This window comes from Geminocystis herdmanii PCC 6308, assembly GCF_000332235.1.
GTDB classification, from domain to species: Bacteria; Cyanobacteriota; Cyanobacteriia; order Cyanobacteriales; family Cyanobacteriaceae; genus Geminocystis; species Geminocystis herdmanii.
Genome location: NZ_CM001775.1, coordinates 1,172,611 through 1,189,904 on the forward strand (window position 1 = coordinate 1,172,611; position 17,294 = coordinate 1,189,904).

Sequence of the window (17,294 nt, forward strand, 5' to 3'; positions counted from 1 at the left end):
AATTCTCAATTCTCGATTCTCAATTCTCAATTCTCAATTCTCAATTCTCAATTCTCAATTCTCAATTCTCAATTCTCACCTATGGATAATCGATCGAGCGGTACAGAATCTTATATAAGTAAAGTAGTAACGACTATTTGGCATAATGTCCAAAATCAGTTACCGATTCCTCGTTTAAAGCCGAATGCAAGGGTAGCTGGAATTTACGTCAAAAATGGACAAGAAAAACACCGCTCTTTTTATCCTTTGTTGGGCGATCGATATATCATAGGTAGAAGCACTAAAAGTTGTGATATTGTTATCCGCAGTGCCATTATCAGTCAAACCCACTGCGTCATCGAAAGAGATACTAATAACCCCGAAAAATTTATTATTCGTGACTTAAATTCTACAAATGGCGTTTATTTAGGCAATCAACGCTATCAATCCCTTACCCTTGAGCATAACGATCGTATCACATTAGGACCTCCAGAATTAGCCGATGTCATTGAGATACATTTTGATAAATCTCTCCCTAAATGGTTAACCCTTGCCCGTTATGGTTTAATCAGTAGTGGTATTGGCGTATTGTTACTTATGGTTTGGTTGGGTTTTCAGTGGAGTCAATATGACGTTTATCCTATCCCTGATCATGTGGGCGGTTCAACAGTAGTGTATGGTGATGATGGTAAAACCTTACTTTCTCCCCGTATCGATTCTCCTCATCGAGAGTTAGATAGTTTACAAGAATTTTCCCCCTACTTACCCCAAGCCTTAATGGCATCGGAAGACAGTCGCTATTATTGGCATTTTGGGGTTGATCCTATCGGCATACTCAGGGCAATATTAATTAATAAACAGGGAGAAACTCAACAGGGTGCTAGTACTATAACTCAACAACTAGCTCGAAGTATCTATCCCGATGTGGGCAGAGAAAATAATTTACAGCGCAAACTGCGAGAAATGATAGTAGCAACCAAGCTAGAAGCAGTTTACAGCAAAGATGAAATTATGAAAACCTATCTTAATCGTGTTTATCTGGGGGTGCATTTATACGGTTTTGAAGATGCTGCCCAATTTTATTTTGGCAAATCCGCCAGAGACTTAGACTTAGTAGAATCTGCTACCCTCGTGGCAATTTTACCCGCCCCCAATGCCTATAACCCTGTACAAGATTACGATACAGCGATTCAATTCCGTAATCGAGTTATTGAAAGAATGCTCAATTTAGGCATGATAACCAAAGAAGAAGCATCTAAGGCTAGACGATCGAGAATTTATCTTAGCCCAAAAGCGCAGGAAACTTTATCAAATATTTTAGCACCCTATTACTATAGTTACGTCTTTCAAGAAATGAATCGCCTATTGGGTAGTAATTTGACACAAGAAGGAGATTTTATCATTGAAACCGCCTTAAACCCCAAAATTCAAGCTATAGCTGAAGAGAGCCTGAAAAATCATCTTGCTACTAATGGAAAACAAAACAACTTCTCTCAAGGTGCGATCGCCACTATTCGAGGCAAAAATGGAGAAATAGTCGCCTTAGTAGGAGGAAAAGACTATCGAGAAAGTCAGTTTAATCGAGCTACTCAAGCCAAAAGACAACCCGGCTCAACTTTTAAGGTTTTTGCCTATACAGCCGCCCTAGAAGCAGGAATTTCCGCAAATAAGAGCTATTCTTGCTCCCCTCTCCGATGGCAAGGATTCACCTATCGAGGTTGTGAAAGAACGGGGGGAGGTACTAATATGTATGTAGGCATGGCTCAGTCAGAAAATGCGATCGCGCTAAGAATTGCTAAAGATGTAGGCTTAAATAAAGTAGTAGAAACAGCGAAAAAATTAGGTATCAAATCAGAGTTAAAAGCCGTACCCGGTTTAATATTAGGACAAAGTGAAGTAACAGTCTTAGAAATTACGGGCGCTTATACTCCTTTTGCGAATCAAGGCATTTGGTCACGTCCCCACGCTATAAGAGTAATTCGAGATGGGAGAGATTGTGAAGATTTTGAAAAACATAACACCTGCCGAGAAATTTACCGTTTCAATGAGAATAAAGACGAGCAAAAACAAGTTATTAATTCCAAAATTGCCCAAACCATGAATACGATGTTACGACAGGTAATTACTTCAGGCACGGGGAGAAGTGCATCCGTAGGCAAAGATGAAGCAGGAAAAACAGGCACAACCAATAAAGGCGTTGACTTGTGGTTTATAGGCTACGTCACTCAAGATAATCTTGTGACGGGCATTTGGTTAGGCAATGATAATAATTCACCTACCAATAGTAGTAGTGGACAAGCAGCGATATTATGGGGTAATTATATGAAAAAGGCATTAGCAATTAATTAGGTGTTTTTAAAAAGTTTTTTGGAGAAGTCTAATATGTTGGTGGGTAATACCCACCCTACTTTGTTATCAATCCTTCGTTAAAGTTTGGGCTAACTCCTCAATAGTATCTTGGGGTAAACCTGTTAACATTACCACTTGTTCGATCGTCATTTCATTTCTGAGCAAATTGAGTGCAACTTCTAATTTACCTTCCAATTGACCTTTAATTTCTCCTTCTCGGAGTATTTCTTGGTAAATTACTGATTCTTTCATAATGTCGCTCCTTAATATTTGTTTAATGGTTGTCTCGTTTAAAACTAATCCCGCTAAAATACTGGATATTGCTAATAAGTTGTTTTTTGTCGTGGTATCAGACTCTTGTTTAATAGTTTGAGCTATCTGGGTTAATACCATTTTAGGATTTTCTCCTGACGATAGCACTGCTAAAGGTAATAAACCTAATTGAGTCATAAATAATTCGGGTGGTTGCTCCCAAAGTCGAATTACATCAAATTCATGGTAGGTTTTCTCTAAGCGGAAATTATTTTGTTGTGCTAATTCAGAAGCAGTTTTTCGCAGATAAATTACTACTTGTTTCATCTGTTTTTGGGGATAACGGCGATATACCCTCAATCGATAATCAATCATCCGAAATGCCATTGTTTCATCGGTGTCCGTTTGAAATTCTAGATGTAAAACTAGGTTTTCCGATTGTAATAAAATAAGAGAATCTGCCCGAATTGGTTGCAATGATAACTCAGTGGGTTTTAATTCTGTTAAAGTGACTTTATAGCCTAATAGCCATTGGGCAAAGTCTTCGCTATAGTTTTCGGCTAAAAATTTGCATACGTTATCAAACATGAATTTTATTGAGATATTTATTTTTAAATTAAAGCAAAATATCTATTTTTGTAAAATTATGTCGTTATGATAAATGCCTAAAGGCATCACTATAAATAGTGAATGAGAATGTTGTCATAAAATTTAATAATTGTTTTATGAAAAAAAACTTATAATACAGGGTGTCTTGAATAATTATCGTTTTCAATTTCAGAAGATTAGTTTATGGCGTTACCTCAACAACTAAAGTGGCTTTGGGTAGTTTTATTGTTTATACCCGTCATTTTGACTACTAAAATTCAGTTTTCCTGTTATCCCTTGATTACTAACGGAAATTTACCTCCAGTATGTTATCAACAACCGAAGATTTCTCAGATTATTACAGATAGTCATACTCACGGTACTGTCTTGTATAATATTGCTTTAACTTCCAGTGATAGAGGTGTTTTAAGGCAATTATCGTCAAATTCGGATATACCTAGAGTTGATTATGATTCTCAAAAACTTCAGGTAGAAATATTGGGTAATAAAAATACTCCTCCTGATTTATCAGAAAGTATTTTTAAGAATCTGATTGATAGTCAAGTACCTTTGTCAGTCCCACTGTTAAAAAGATTAGCTCTAAATCCCAATACTAGCGACTCGATTTTAGAGTATCTAATTTTAAAGTTTGGTAACGATGATATTAATTTTTCTATCAGCAATCGATCTCAACTTTCTTTACCTATAATTCAATTACTCTATGAATATACCATACAGTACGGTTCTAAGAGAAAGTATTATATATTCTCGGCTATAGCATCTCAACAAAATGCACCACCAAAGATACTTCAAGAATTGTTAGATAAAGCACAAAATCTTGAAAAATCAGAAGATGAAAACGGATGCCTTATTTATCAAGGATTATCGGAAAATCTTACCTTAAAAGAGAAACTAGGAGGAAGAAAAGCTCAACTTATTGAAGATCGATCGAACCCAGAAAATTGTAAAAAAAAACCGTGTAAATCGACAACAAGAAGAAATGTAACATGGGGCTTAATTGCTGGAGGTGTAGTGATTGGAACAGTTTTAGTGATTGGTAGCGGAGGATTATTAGCACCCATCGCTCTCGGTGCAGGAGCTTTAACTGCGGGTACAGTTTATGTCGCAGGAGAATTTCTCAGTCAATGCCCACCCCATTGATTACTTTTTTGTCATTGCGAGGCACGAAGCAATCTGAATCACCTTAATTTTTCTTATGCAAACTTAGTTAAAAACAAGGAGTAAATTATGTTCAACGAAAATACAAATCTCAAAAGTCTTTTAGAGAAACCTATCAACAGAATTATTATTGCAGTAGGTGCGATCGCACTATTTTTAATCATCCTCATTTGGATCATAGCAACACTATATAATGTCGATACTCCCCCCGTTTGTCTTTCCGTTACAGAAGGGTGTAACCCATTGGACATACAAGAAGTTTCTGGTAACTCACATCCTATTCTTATTAGTCCTTTTCCGGTTAGTCTAATTTCAGGGGGACTTTCCACAGTGGCATTAGGAGTATTAATTGGGGTAGGTTTTTTGGAATTGCCGATCGTCTTTGCCTTAGCAGGAGGAGTAGCTTTTGCCAGTTTGACTTATACCACCTTACAAGTATTGTATTAAATATTTACAACTAACCCTCATTAGACGATCGTAAAACAGGCAAGATGCCTGTGTATTTACCAAATATTTATTGTAAAAAAAGAGCAGATTATGAACGTATTAGAATTTAAAAATGTTAGCTACCAAAGAGAGGGAATGAATTCCCCTTTAAAAGATGTAAATTTTACCATTGAACAAGGTGAGTTAGTCCAATTAAAAGGCAGTAATGGAGCAGGAAAATCTACCATCATTGACTTTATTTTAGGCATTCGAGAACCCGATAGCGGAGAAATAACCATTTTTAATGAATCCCCCACTGACTTAAAACATAAATTTAAAACAGGGACAGTAATTCAAAATTTAACATTTCCTAATGGCATTAAATTAAGAAAATGGATTAACTTAATCGAAAGTCATTATCCCAAAGTCAAAGAAAAAGTAAACTCATCTTTACAAAAATTAGAAAATCAAGAACAAAATGAGGACTTAAGGCAGAATAAATATAATTGTGAATTTTCTGGAGGACAACAAAGAAAAATTTCTTTTGCCCTTGCCCAAGCAGGAAATCCAGATTTTCTAATTTTGGACGAACCCACGAGTAATTTATCCCCTGAAAATTGTCAAAAAATTGGGCAACAAATTCAAGAGTTTAGCAATGAAGGTAAAACTATTTTACTTGTTGATTGGACTTCGGAAATAGGAGTAAATCCCCATAAAACTTTAATCTTAGAAAATGGACAAGTTACAGTAGAAAAAGGTATATCCTTAGAAAAATTAGAATCCAAACAATCTCAACATGAGGAGAAAAAACCTAGTCTATTTCACTGGATAGGCTTATTATTTCAACATATTAATTTTAACATTTATCAAACCATCCAACTTGATAAAAGATACCTCATAATATCTTTATTTATCACTGTTGTCTATGCTGGTTTTATTTCCTATATCCCCCGTATATTCCCATTAGAGGGTACAGGTATTAGTCATTCTTTTATTGTTGCTAATGCCTATTCTTTTTATTTAGCATTAATGGCGATCACAATTACAGGAAATACTATTTCGATCGAGCGTCAAAATGAGACGTTAAATAAAATATTAAAAATACTACCTTTACCTCCCGTAATTTATCTTTCTGCAAAAGTAATTGCATCTTTATTAATCGTAACTATTCTCACTTTTTTCATGGTTGGAATAACAGTTTTATTAAGTGATATTCCTTCATCGGAGTTACTAATTTTATCCTTTGGTTTTATACTAGGGGTGATACCTTTTCTCTTTTTAGGAGTAGCATTAGGTTATTTCTTTGGACAAAAAGTGATTCAATCAATAGCATTAGTTAGTTGCTTTTCATTAATGCTTCCCCTTTATCTCGCCAATATATTAGAACCTTTTAAAAATGCTTTAGAACAATCTAGTAAATGGATTAAATGGTTTAATGTTGGGGAATTATTAAGCAACTATTTTGCTACTTTATCACCCTTTTATCATAATATTCAATTACTATTATATTTTGAAAAAGAACAACATTACGATCTTTATACCAATATCCATAAAATGTGGGTAATTCTGTATATCGTTTTTACTTTAATTGTCGCCTTATGGGCTTATCAAACAGTCGTGAAAAAAGATGCTAAGGCATAAACAAATTTCCTTTTTAAGAGATTGCTTCGTGCCTCGCAATGACAACTAAAAGAATAAATAATTAATTTTCTTGGATGTTTGAAGTCGCTTTAGCAGACTTTGGCTATTAGCTTTGTCAATTTATTGCAAAGCGGTTTATGGGTTTAAACGCTTATCTCGCAAAGAAATAAATTTCATTGCTAACAGCTTAACTCTACTAAAGTGAGTTTATTTTTATCATTCTGTTTTTTTTTCTAATAATCAATTAAAATGTATTTCTTACCATGAATAACATCAATGATTTAGTATCTAATGCAGTGCAATCCAGCTTACAATCTTTTTGGAATAACTGGATGAGTAACCATCGTAACCTTGCTTTTTTTATTTCCCATCCAATTATTAGTCTTACTTTGTTCATTATCTTAATCTTAACTCTTTGGGGAATTATTCAGCAAATTCCGTATCTTTTAGTTAAGTTTTGGGTAGTAATTTTAAAGTCTCCTTTTAACTTAGGAAAATCTTTATTAACGACTAATAATAATGATGCAATTACATCGTCATTGAATGTAAATCAAGCAAAATTATTACAGGAAATATTAACTCAATTAGAAGCTATTAAAAATGAGCAAATAAATATCCGAAAAGAGTTGGAAGACTCAAAAAAAATAGCATAATCTTTAATATTTTTTGGTGGGGATTGGGCAGAAAAATTTTCTGCCCCTACAATCTTTGTGTGCTACATCAGTATAATGCACTATATTAAATAATAACAATTAGGGTAAAAAATTATGAGTAACCTAACTATTGATTGTCGATCGATCGAATTAACCCATGATAAATTTTATCAATTATGTGTCAATAATCGTAACCTTAAATTTGAGAAGAATAGTAAAGGAGATTTAGTTATTATGTCACCAGTAGGAGATATTAGCAGTAACTGCAATATTGAAATTGCCTATCAATTACAAGCATGGAGTCGTCAAAATACGAAGGGGATTGCTTTTGATTCTTCTGCTGGTTTTATCTTACCAAATAACGCCATTAGATCGCCCGATGCGTCTTGGATTTCTTTGGAAAAATGGCAATTAATTCCTGATGAAGAAAAAGAAAAATTTGCTCGTATTTGCCCTGATTTTATCATTGAATTAATGTCTCCCAGTGATAGTTTAAAAGATACTCAAGAAAAAATGAAAGAATATCAGGAAAACGGTTGTAAATTAGGTTGGTTAATTAACAGAAAAAATCATCAAGTCGAGATTTATCGAGAAAATCAAACAGTAGAAATATTAGACAACCCTAACACTTTATCAGGAGAAAATATTTTAGTTAATTTTGTGTTAAATTTAGAACTTATTTGGTAGGTAAAAAATTATGAGTAACTTAACTATTGATTGTCGATCGATCGAATTAACCCATGATAAATTTTATCAATTATGTATAAATAATCGTAACCTTAAATTTGAGAAAAATTATAGAGGAGATTTAGTTATTATGTCACCAGTAGGGGATATTAGTAGTAACCGCAATGCTAGATTAATTCAACAATTATTAAATTGGTCAGATCAGTATAAAATAGGCATAGTATTTGATTCTTCTGCTGGTTTTATCTTACCAAATAATGCCATTCGATCGCCCGATGCGTCTTGGATTTCTTGGGAAAAATGGCAACTAATTCCTGATGAAGAAAAAGAAAAATTTGCTCGTATTTGCCCTGATTTTATCATTGAATTAATGTCTCCCAGTGATAGTTTAAAAGATACTCAAGAAAAAATGAAAGAATATCAGGAAAACGGTTGTAAATTAGGTTGGTTAATTAACCGCAAAAATCATCAAGTCGAGATTTATCGAGAAAATCAAACAGTAGAAATATTAGACAACCCTAACACTTTATCAGGAGAAAATATTTTAGTTAATTTTGTGTTAAATTTAGAACTTATTTGGTAGGTAAAAAATTATGAGTAACTTAACTATTGATTGTCGATCGATCGAATTAACCCATGATAAATTTTATCAATTATGTGTCAATAATCGTAATGTCAAATTTGAGAAAAATAGTAAAGGAGATTTAGTTATTATGTCACCAGTAGGGGATATTAGTAGTAACCGCAATGCTAGTATAATAGCTCAATTATGGATATGGAATACTCGATCGAATTTAGGCATAGTTTTTGATTCTTCTGCTGGTTTTATCTTACCAAATAATGCAGTTCGATCTCCTGATGCTTCTTGGATTTCTTTAGCAAAATGGCAACTAATTCCCGATGAAGAAAAAGAAAAATTTGCCCGTATTTGTCCCGATTTTGTCATTGAATTAATGTCTCCCAGTGACAGCTTAAAAGACACCCAAGAAAAGATGAAAGAATATCAAGAAAATAGTTGTCAATTGGGATGGTTAATTAACCGCAAAAATCGTCAAGTCGAGATTTATCGAGAAGATAAAACAGTAGAAATATTAGACAACCCTAACACTTTATCCGGGGAAAATATTTTAGTTAATTTTGTCTTAAATTTAGAACTTATTTGGTAAAAAATCTATTTTTCTTGAAGATAATTAACCAAAGCCTGTAACCCTAAAAGATAACTTTGCCCACCAAAACCGCTTATTTGTCCGATGGCGATCGCAGCTATATATGAATGATGACGGAAATCTTCTCGACGATAAATATTACTAAGATGAACTTCCACCACAGGAATAGCCACCCCGGCTAAAGCATCTCGGATGGCTACACTTGTATGAGTATAAGCACCAGCATTAATTAAAATACCCTGATGATGATTCAAAGCGTTATGGATTGAATCGACTAAAAACCCTTCATGGTTGGATTGTAAACAAGAGAGGGTGACATCTAATTTTGTTGCCTCTTGCTCCAACATCTTGTTAATATCTTCTAGGGTAAGATGTCCGTAGATATTCGGTTCTCTTTTGCCTAAAAGATTAAGATTAGGACCATTTAAGACTAAAATGCTAAACTTGGACAAGGAAAAAACTCTCTAAAATTATAATTTAATGAAGTTTAATATCGAGTACGATCCCTTACTGGAATAGGTATTAATTCCGGTTCAGGTTCTGATTGTGGTCCTAGTAAAGCCTCAATTAATTTTTGAGTCCACTCTTTCAGTTTTTCAATCACTTTCTCTATTTGATCCATTAATAAAGAAGACTCCTATAACACTTTTTCTGAATATAAAACCATCATAACCTTTACTTTTTGTAAATGCAACTATTAAAGTTTTTCGATCGAGCCAAGATTTTAGAAAATTATGCAAAAGAAAGGATACAATCAATTATTGTCTATGCTAATACCCAAATATTTAGCATTATTCTATAAGTTTAATGAGTACAGAAATATATATAAATCATCCCAATTTTGGTCTTCTTTATCGTTTGTGTGTCGTGGAAAAAAACGAGGAATTATTCACGACATTATATGCTCAACGTCTTTTTTTCAAGGTGATTATTCAACCCCAAGAAACAATTTTTGAGCCATTAAGTCGCACAGAAGCGCGTTTATTAGTAGAAGCAAAATTACGCCGTCTTCGGGGTAATGGTGAATGGGAGGCTTATAAACAAGTCAACGAGCTTTATCAACGAACTTTTCAATAAATTATTAACAGAGAAGAAAGGAGATAATAGTCAGAATTGACGGAAAATTATTAATTAATGTTTTCTAAATATTTCCGAAACTTAATCAGATTTTTTGTTCTCATTCCTTCAATCAATTATTAATTAGGGATTCTTACATCTAACTCAGGTAAATTATGAATGATAATCTTGTCCATAGATTAAGAGAAATTCAAACAACTATCCCTTCCCATGTGCGGTTAATTGCCGTGTCGAAAACTGTACCCCTAGAAGCGATGGTAATGGTTTACGGTGAGGGGATAAGAGATTTTGCTGAGAATAAATTACAGGATGCCATTGCCAAACAAGAACAGTTAAAGGATTTTTCTGATATTTGTTGGCATTTTATTGGGCATTTACAGACGAATAAGGCAAAAAAAGCCATAGAATGTTTTTCTTGGATTCATTCTGTGGATAGCCTCAAGTTAGCTCAAAAATTAGATACTTATAGTCAACAAGCCTTAGATGAAAAAGTTATTACTGATTTACCTCAAATTTGTTTACAAGTAAAAATATTACCTGACGAGAATAAACATGGTTGGAGTATCAGTCAACTATACGAAGATTTGGAGACTTTAAAATCCTTTAAGTATCTGAATATTCGAGGATTAATGACTATTTTACCCTTGGGGTTATCTTCCGATGAAATTTTATCGGCTTTTGCTCAAGCTAGAGATTTACTAGAGAATATTAAGGATTCCTTTAATTCTAATTTTGATCAATTATCCATGGGAATGTCTGGAGATTATTTATTAGCCATCGAGGCGGGTGCTACTATGGTAAGATTGGGAACTATTATTTTTGGCGATCGTAAACCATATTAAATTTTACCCCATTCATAGATCAGACTGGGAGACTAGAAGACTAGAAGACTAGAAGACTAGAAGACTCGGAGATACTTTCTTAATTCTTAATTCTTAATTCTTAATTCTTAATTAATTGTTCATGGAATTGGTTATAATGGTAACATTTCAGAGAATCTGTAACAAAACTTTATATATCGCCCATGAGTAACAAAAGATTGGTAATTGGAGATGTTCACGGTCATTATACTGCCTTATCGGAATTACTGGAAAATATAGCCCCCTGTCAGGAGGATGAAATTTATTTTCTGGGAGATTTGATCGATCGTGGTTCTCAAAGTGCTAAAGTAGTTGATCTTGTGATCAAAAATGATTATAAGTGCATCTTGGGCAACCATGAAGTGATGTTACTAGATGCCATAGGAGGACAACAGATTAATCAACAAGTATTTCACGGATGGTTACAAAACGGAGGAAATACCACTATTGCTAGTTATGATAATAAAATGCCACCTCCGGAGCATCTTGAATGGTTTAAAAACTTACCTTTATACTTTGACTTGGGGGATTATTGGTTAGTTCATGCAGGAGTTGATCCTCGTCTTCCCCTTGAGCAACAATCTTCTGAACAATTTTGTTGGATTCGTCAATTATTCCATGATACTATTGAGCCTTATTTTAAAGATAAAACCATTATTATTGGTCACACCATAACCTTTACTTTTCAAGGGGTAAAATCGGGACAATTAGCAGGGGGAGAAGGCTGGATTGGTATTGACACAGGAGTTTATCACCCCGAACATGGATGGTTAACTGCTTTAGACTTAAACGAATCAATGGTTTATCAAGTTAATAGCCATGGCAAAAATTTCCGTAAAATTCCCCTTGATAAAAGTGTGACTAAAATCAATACTCGTAAACTCTTTTCCCGTCGTCAGAAAGCCTTATTTTAATAAGGTTTATAAATTCATCAAAAAATATCTAAAAGTTACGAATTAATTTTAGTTTATGATACGATAGAATTATTATTTATTATTTCAGTCGTTGCACCATGAAAATCCTCAACTTTTCTCGCCGTTTTAGTCGTAACGCCATAATCAGTTTAGCAACCCTAACCCTAGGGTTTTCGATCGGAAATATATCCGTATTAGCACAAGATAAACCCTCTATTTCTGTACCTGATTTTAAAAATGAAACTAATTGGTGGTGGTGGAAATCGGGTACATCTCGACAACTAGCCGATGCCTTGAGTAATGAATTAAACTCAACAGGTAGTTTTACCGTAGTAGAAAGACAGAAACTAGATGCGGTACTCTCTGAACAAGAATTAGCCGAATTAGGCTTAGTGAAAAAAGAAACCGCAGCCCAAAAAGGAGAATTAACTGGTGCAAGATATGTTATATTAGGAAAAGTAACATCCTATGAAGAAGGAGTTGCCCAAGAATCTAGCGGTAATCGTTTTGGGGTTAACTTAGGCATTGTCAATTTTGGCAATAGTGGACGCAAAAGCAAACAAGAAGCCTACGTTGCCATTGATTTACGAGTGGTGGACACAACTACAGGAGAAGTCGTTTATTCCCGTACCGTAGAAGGACGTGCCGTGGATGAAGCTGAAAGCACTTCTAATAATGTCGGTTTTTTAGGTGGGCTTATTAACACTGGTAATGATAATCAAAAAGTGGAAAAAGCTCCAGTCGGCAAGGCATTAAGAGCAGGAATTATTGAGATTACCAACTATTTAAGTTGTGTGATGGTAGAAAAAGATAACTGTCTTTCGGAATATAAAGCCAAAGAAGATAAGCGTCGTCAAAATACCCTTGATTCTTTACAATTAGAATAACCTCGGTTCGTTTTTATGTTGGGTTAACAAAGCCTAACCCAACCTAGGGGCTATTTTTTTGCGTCTAGTTTTTTTTCTAATTTGGCAATATCGAGTTTAAAAATAATCAATAATATTTCTTTTGGTCGGCATTGCCTACCCTACAATTATAAAAAGTACCTCTAAAAAGAGGGATAATTTAAGTTAATTTTTAATATATAAAAAAGTTAATAGAAACTAAGTTTTTATTATGTCTTGTAAACCTTGAATGAAAACTTGAAAACTTTTTGAGCGATTTTCGTCAGGATTCATATACCCAGAAATTTCTCTAGCACAGACTAATTTTTGTAATCCACCTTTAAAATAACCAGCTCTATTTAAAATTTTTTCTAATGCTTCCCAAGTTCCTCCTTTTATGTTATCAGGATTTCGATAGGATTGCTGATTGGCTATATTTTTAGATACCCTTGGATAGGCTTGATGAATAGCATTTATATCACCAAAAAACCATGCTTCTAATTCTTCTACAACAATACGATTAAGAACTTGAAAATCTTGATTATTTGTTTTTGAACTTTTAGTAATAAAACCACTTTGTTTCGCAATATCTTCTAATTTTTGTTTTAATTTAAGACAATCTTCTCTATCTTCATCAATCATCACAATAATTTTATAATCATTAGGAATCCAAGCCTTATAACCTTTTAAACGATTAGGCAGTTTTTTCAATAAATCTTCTTTCCCTCGAAAATCGTGAATGTTAAAAGCTATTTCAGAAGGTAATATTTTTGGTAATAAATTTTGTAACGCTTCTTTTAAAGATGCTTCCTCGACTAAAAATTCCAAATTCACGATTATTTACTCCTCAAATTTATCTTCCTAAACCAGAATTTTTTAAAGGATTTCCTACATCAAAATAATCTTCCATCCATAAAGAGCCTAATAATGCACCATGTTCAATAAATTCTTTTACTCCCTTCATATCTGCCGTTCTTTTTGCTTGGGTAAAACCTTTTTCATCTCGGTATAAAACCCACAACTCTTCAGGTTTTAAAGAATCTACAAAGAAAGGAGAATGAGTTGTCACCATTAATTGAGTGTTACTAGATGCACTACGACATTCTTCTGCTAATTCAGGCAATAAGCGAGGATGTAAATGATTTTCTGGTTCTTCTATGCCTACTAATTGAGGCGGTTGAGGATCATATAATACAGTTAAATAAGCTAACATTTTTAATGTTCCATCAGAGGCAAATTTTGAGAGTATCGGTTGAGCAAAAGGAGCATCTTTTATTTGTAATAAAAGGTAATTATCAGGCATAATTGATGCTTCCACTTTTTCCAGACGAGGAATACGAAGGGACAGAATTTTTAATATTTCATCTAATCTTTCTGGGTGTTCTTCTTTTAGATATTGAATGACATTAGGTAAATTATCTCCAGTAGGAGTTAATCTTTCTTGCGCACCCGCTTCAGGACGAGTTCGGGTATTATCAGCACTAATATAAGATAAATACCAACTGGTAATAAATTTCCTTAAAGCGCTAACCCTTGGATGCTTAGAAAACTGCCCTAAAGTATTCACAGCTAAAAATTCTGGGGATTCTAACTTTTCTGAAATACGTTCATTTTCAGCATCGGGAGTATCACCACTAATAACTTGCCCTTCTCCTTTTTTAAAGTCTAAAAAGCGAAAAGGTTTACCACCACGTCCTCTTGTCCACTGTAACCATTCTTCAGCTACAAAAGGACGATTATTTTCTTGTGCGATCGCCAAATGATATGTGATGATGGGCGATTTTCTGGGATGATATTCTTCTCTATATTTTATTTCTATCACAATATACCCTTCACTCCCCCTAGTACGCAATTCTCGAAATCTTCCCCGTCTATCCCATGCCGTTCTTAAACTTTCTGTAAAACATTCTGATAAAAAAGCAAAAACATCAAATATGGTAGATTTTCCACTGCCATTGGGTCCCAAAAATACTGTTAAAGGAGTAATCTCTTTTAATTCAAGATTATGTAAAGCCCGATAATTTTGGACTTTTAGAGATTCTATTCTAGGAATATTTTGTTGCATCTAAGTTGTTGATGGATGAGTGGGTAAGGCTTTATAATTTGACCCTACCCAAATATTATAACTATTTATTTGCGTCCAATCTTTGTTCTGCTTTTTGAAGTTAAAATATCGATAATTGTTCAGATTTAGAAGAATGAATTTCTATATAATTGGTTTGAAAATTAGTTATTAAGGCTTCAAGCATCGGATTACGATTAATTTCTTTACCACCTAGATGATAAAAATGTTGACGAGTTAAACAGTAATAATCAGACCAAATTAAACTAAGATAGTTATTTTCTCGATAATGATTACTGTGCCATGTGGACATAATAAAATTCGTTTTTACAGACTTTAAAAGTTCACTTAATTTATATTCGTCTTTCTCTTGCCAACCATTATAATAATCATTATATCTATCTATATAGGGAGGATCACAATAAATTAAATCTTTATCTTTTGCCATCGCTATAGTATCAGAAAAATCCTGACAAATAAATTCATAATTTCCCATTTTTAAGAGAGAAAAAAGAGCTTGAACTTGATTACATATTTTTGTGATATAAGCCTTAGAAAAACGCTGAGGTTTTTTACAAAATGGAACATTAAAATAACCTTTATTATTAAATCTTATCATCCCATTAAAACACGCCCTATTTAAAAATAAAAAATCAAGAGGATTTAATTTTTCATTAAATCTTTGTCTGACAGTGTAATAATATTCTCCTTGAGTTTTTTCTAAGATTTTTCCTTCATTTTCTAAAAATATTTTAACTATACTAGCATTTATTTTTTCTTCTTGTATTGCTTTATAAAAATTAATTAAATGAGGATTACTATCAGCTAAAATAGCTTTTTTTGGCATAATATTAAAAGCAACAACGCCAGAACCCATAAACGGTTCAATCCAATATCCATTAAAATTATCAGGAATAATTGCTTTAATCCATAATACTAATTTTGTTTTTATGCCCTGACATTTAATCGGCGGTATAATTATTTTTTCTGTCATAACTTTTTATTATCTCTTTTAACAATTAATGAAGTATCTCCTTGACGATATTTGACAAAATCTTCTAAATTTGTGATTTTTTTTGTTTCACCTTGAGAATCTTTGATCGTAATTTTACCAAAATTCATCCAATAATCATCGAACCATTCTTCTCCTAAACGACTAAACATTCCATTACCTTGTAAAATATCTTCAATACGTTGAATACTTCCTATATTTGCCGTATTTCCTGAACCTCTTTTATCTGATGCAATACGCCACTTTTCAGCAACAAAAAATTGAAGATTAGAAATAACAGAGTTAATTAATTTAAGTTCATTAATATTATAAATTTTTGTCTCATCAATAGTGGCATTTTCTACTCGATCATAAATAATTCCTAAACAAAAATGTCCTGAATACGAACTATAAGGAAATTGTATATTTTTAGTACTATTTCTTTCTTGAAAATATTGACCATGAGAACCTAAAGTAAAACCATTACATAGCCAATTTTTATCAAGATTACGATAAGTTGTTTTAAAATCAAGAGCAAATTTTATTGATGAATCTTGATTCGCAATAAATGATATATCTGGATAATAATTTTGATGTTCAGCTAAGACAATTTTATAATTATTTTCTTGGGCAAAAGCTAAAATTTTAGGAAAAAGATGAATTTCTAATATTTTAGAAATAATTTTAGTATCTGATGATATAGTATAAATATTCTGAAAAGCATCAATAAAACCTTTAATTGTCCATTGATCATTTTCTGTCATTGTATATTCATTTAAAGTATCTGCTAGATTTCTAATACCTTGAAAAAATTTATCTTTTGGTGTTAATTTATTTTGTTTTTTCAATTTTGATTTTAATTATTAAAATAAACTTCTTTTGGTGGGCAATGCCCACCCTACAATTATAAAAAAATCTAATCAGAAAATAACTTATATCAATACCTAAAGTTGATTAGGGAAAGTTTGGAAGTGGTTTTCTAAATCTATGTCCATTTGGTTCGATAACTACAAATGCGTTGATTAAATCTACTTCCGAGTAATTTTCTAAAACTTTCTGTAACTCATTATGCACTGCTTTTACGGTAGTCGATAAAATTCTAAGATATATAACTCCAAAGCCTCTTGCCTGAACAAAAACCAGATTTCCATAGTCTCTATCTCTAGTAATCAGAATTCGTCCTTGTTGTTGTGCTGTGCTAAGTATTTCTTCATCAGGTGCTTGTGAAAGTCCTATCTCGGCTACAAGTAGCACATCATGCCCAATGTGTCTTAAAAAATTTGCCGTAATCGCATATACATCTTGGTCTAGTAACAATTTCATAGTTAAGCTAATACTAAATCAATATCCTCCGCCGCTACCAAGGCGATGGCATATTTGAGACAAGCACGAATATCCTCAACTTGTAAATCAGGGTAATAATCCTGAATAATCGAATCAAAAGAAAGTCCATCATTAAGTAATTCGAGAATGCTTTGTACAGTAACGCGTGTACCTGCGATACAAGGTTTACCGAAATGAATTTGAGAGTTAACAGTTATTCTGTCCATTTTTCGAGCTAAATGTCAAGGATATTCTTATTTTAG

21 protein-coding genes are annotated in these 17,294 nt (G+C 33.1%); 12 read left to right on the top strand and 9 right to left on the bottom strand.

Going from position 1 to position 17,294, the window contains the following annotated elements; all coding sequences use genetic code 11:
• Positions 1-81 precede the first annotated feature (81 nt).
• Positions 82-2,328: a PBP1A family penicillin-binding protein gene (locus SYN6308_RS05855; protein WP_017293507.1), complete on the top strand. Its 2,247-nt coding sequence runs from the start codon at positions 82-84 to the stop codon at positions 2,326-2,328.
• A gap of 66 nt (positions 2,329-2,394) precedes the next feature.
• On the opposite strand, the gene SYN6308_RS05860 is transcribed toward SYN6308_RS05855, so the two are convergent.
• On the bottom strand, positions 2,395-3,168 hold the full coding sequence (locus SYN6308_RS05860; RefSeq protein ID WP_017293508.1) for an Rpn family recombination-promoting nuclease/putative transposase: 774 nt from the start codon (positions 3,166-3,168) through the stop codon (positions 2,395-2,397).
• Between the two features lie 204 nt (positions 3,169-3,372).
• On the opposite strand from SYN6308_RS05860, the gene SYN6308_RS05865 reads away from it, so the two are divergent.
• From SYN6308_RS05865 to SYN6308_RS05895, 7 genes are all read left to right on the top strand, one after another.
• Positions 3,373-4,329, top strand: a complete 957-nt coding sequence (locus tag SYN6308_RS05865; RefSeq protein WP_017293509.1) for a hypothetical protein — start codon at positions 3,373-3,375, stop codon at positions 4,327-4,329.
• 87 nt (positions 4,330-4,416) lie between these two features.
• Positions 4,417-4,794 (top strand): hypothetical protein, encoded by a 378-nt coding sequence (locus tag SYN6308_RS05870; RefSeq protein WP_017293510.1) that lies wholly within the window; start codon positions 4,417-4,419, stop codon positions 4,792-4,794.
• 90 nt (positions 4,795-4,884) lie between these two features.
• Positions 4,885-6,414: an ATP-binding cassette domain-containing protein gene (locus SYN6308_RS05875; protein WP_017293511.1), complete on the top strand. Its 1,530-nt coding sequence runs from the start codon at positions 4,885-4,887 to the stop codon at positions 6,412-6,414.
• 263 nt (positions 6,415-6,677) lie between these two features.
• Entirely contained in the window at positions 6,678-7,067 is a 390-nt protein-coding gene (locus tag SYN6308_RS21860) for a hypothetical protein (RefSeq protein ID WP_017293512.1), read from the top strand.
• Positions 7,068-7,181: 114 nt separating this feature from the next.
• Complete coding sequence (locus tag SYN6308_RS05885) at positions 7,182-7,754, top strand: Uma2 family endonuclease (RefSeq protein WP_017293513.1); 573 nt, start codon at positions 7,182-7,184, stop codon at positions 7,752-7,754.
• Positions 7,755-7,764: 10 nt separating this feature from the next.
• The gene (locus SYN6308_RS05890; RefSeq protein ID WP_017293514.1) at positions 7,765-8,337 is read left to right on the top strand and encodes a Uma2 family endonuclease; all 573 of its coding nucleotides are present in this window, start codon (positions 7,765-7,767) and stop codon (positions 8,335-8,337) included.
• A gap of 10 nt (positions 8,338-8,347) precedes the next feature.
• Positions 8,348-8,920 (top strand): Uma2 family endonuclease, encoded by a 573-nt coding sequence (locus SYN6308_RS05895; RefSeq protein WP_017293515.1) that lies wholly within the window; start codon positions 8,348-8,350, stop codon positions 8,918-8,920.
• A 5-nt stretch (positions 8,921-8,925) separates the two neighbouring features.
• On the opposite strand, the gene aroQ is transcribed toward SYN6308_RS05895, so the two are convergent.
• Together aroQ and SYN6308_RS25740 are read right to left on the bottom strand one after the other, a co-directional pair.
• On the bottom strand, positions 8,926-9,372 hold the full coding sequence (aroQ, locus tag SYN6308_RS05900; RefSeq protein ID WP_017293516.1) for a type II 3-dehydroquinate dehydratase: 447 nt from the start codon (positions 9,370-9,372) through the stop codon (positions 8,926-8,928).
• A gap of 35 nt (positions 9,373-9,407) precedes the next feature.
• Positions 9,408-9,542, bottom strand: coding sequence for a hypothetical protein (locus SYN6308_RS25740; RefSeq protein WP_017293517.1), 135 nt, complete (start codon positions 9,540-9,542; stop codon positions 9,408-9,410).
• Positions 9,543-9,727: 185 nt separating this feature from the next.
• On the opposite strand from SYN6308_RS25740, the gene pipX reads away from it, so the two are divergent.
• The 4 genes from pipX (at position 9,728) to SYN6308_RS05925 (ending at position 12,658) form a co-directional block, all read left to right on the top strand.
• A complete protein-coding gene (pipX, locus tag SYN6308_RS05910) occupies positions 9,728-9,997 on the top strand; it encodes a transcriptional coactivator PipX (RefSeq protein ID WP_017293518.1) in 270 nt (89 codons plus the stop codon).
• Positions 9,998-10,152: 155 nt separating this feature from the next.
• Entirely contained in the window at positions 10,153-10,839 is a 687-nt protein-coding gene (locus tag SYN6308_RS05915) for a YggS family pyridoxal phosphate-dependent enzyme (protein WP_017293519.1), read from the top strand.
• 182 nt (positions 10,840-11,021) lie between these two features.
• Positions 11,022-11,771 carry a metallophosphoesterase family protein gene (locus SYN6308_RS05920; RefSeq protein WP_017293520.1) on the top strand — a complete coding sequence of 250 codons (750 nt, stop codon included), beginning with the start codon at positions 11,022-11,024 and terminating at the stop codon, positions 11,769-11,771.
• A gap of 98 nt (positions 11,772-11,869) precedes the next feature.
• Positions 11,870-12,658: a CsgG/HfaB family protein gene (locus SYN6308_RS05925; RefSeq protein WP_017293521.1), complete on the top strand. Its 789-nt coding sequence runs from the start codon at positions 11,870-11,872 to the stop codon at positions 12,656-12,658.
• Positions 12,659-12,874: 216 nt separating this feature from the next.
• Here the strand turns inward: SYN6308_RS05925 and SYN6308_RS05930 are convergent, their stop codons facing one another.
• The 6 genes from SYN6308_RS05930 to SYN6308_RS05955 form a co-directional block, all read right to left on the bottom strand.
• Positions 12,875-13,489 (bottom strand): DUF4276 family protein, encoded by a 615-nt coding sequence (locus SYN6308_RS05930; RefSeq protein WP_017293522.1) that lies wholly within the window; start codon positions 13,487-13,489, stop codon positions 12,875-12,877.
• Between the two features lie 19 nt (positions 13,490-13,508).
• Complete coding sequence (locus SYN6308_RS05935; RefSeq protein WP_017293523.1) at positions 13,509-14,720, bottom strand: AAA family ATPase; 1,212 nt, start codon at positions 14,718-14,720, stop codon at positions 13,509-13,511.
• 100 nt (positions 14,721-14,820) lie between these two features.
• Positions 14,821-15,711: a DNA adenine methylase gene (locus SYN6308_RS05940; RefSeq protein ID WP_017293524.1), complete on the bottom strand. Its 891-nt coding sequence runs from the start codon at positions 15,709-15,711 to the stop codon at positions 14,821-14,823.
• Complete coding sequence (locus SYN6308_RS05945) at positions 15,708-16,556, bottom strand: type II restriction endonuclease (RefSeq protein ID WP_017293525.1); 849 nt, start codon at positions 16,554-16,556, stop codon at positions 15,708-15,710. The genes SYN6308_RS05940 and SYN6308_RS05945 overlap by 4 nt, the downstream gene beginning before the upstream one ends.
• 106 nt (positions 16,557-16,662) lie before the next feature.
• Positions 16,663-17,031: a DUF5615 family PIN-like protein gene (locus SYN6308_RS05950; RefSeq protein WP_017293526.1), complete on the bottom strand. Its 369-nt coding sequence runs from the start codon at positions 17,029-17,031 to the stop codon at positions 16,663-16,665.
• 2 nt (positions 17,032-17,033) lie between these two features.
• Positions 17,034-17,258 (bottom strand): DUF433 domain-containing protein, encoded by a 225-nt coding sequence (locus SYN6308_RS05955; RefSeq protein ID WP_017293527.1) that lies wholly within the window; start codon positions 17,256-17,258, stop codon positions 17,034-17,036.
• Positions 17,259-17,294 lie beyond the last annotated feature (36 nt).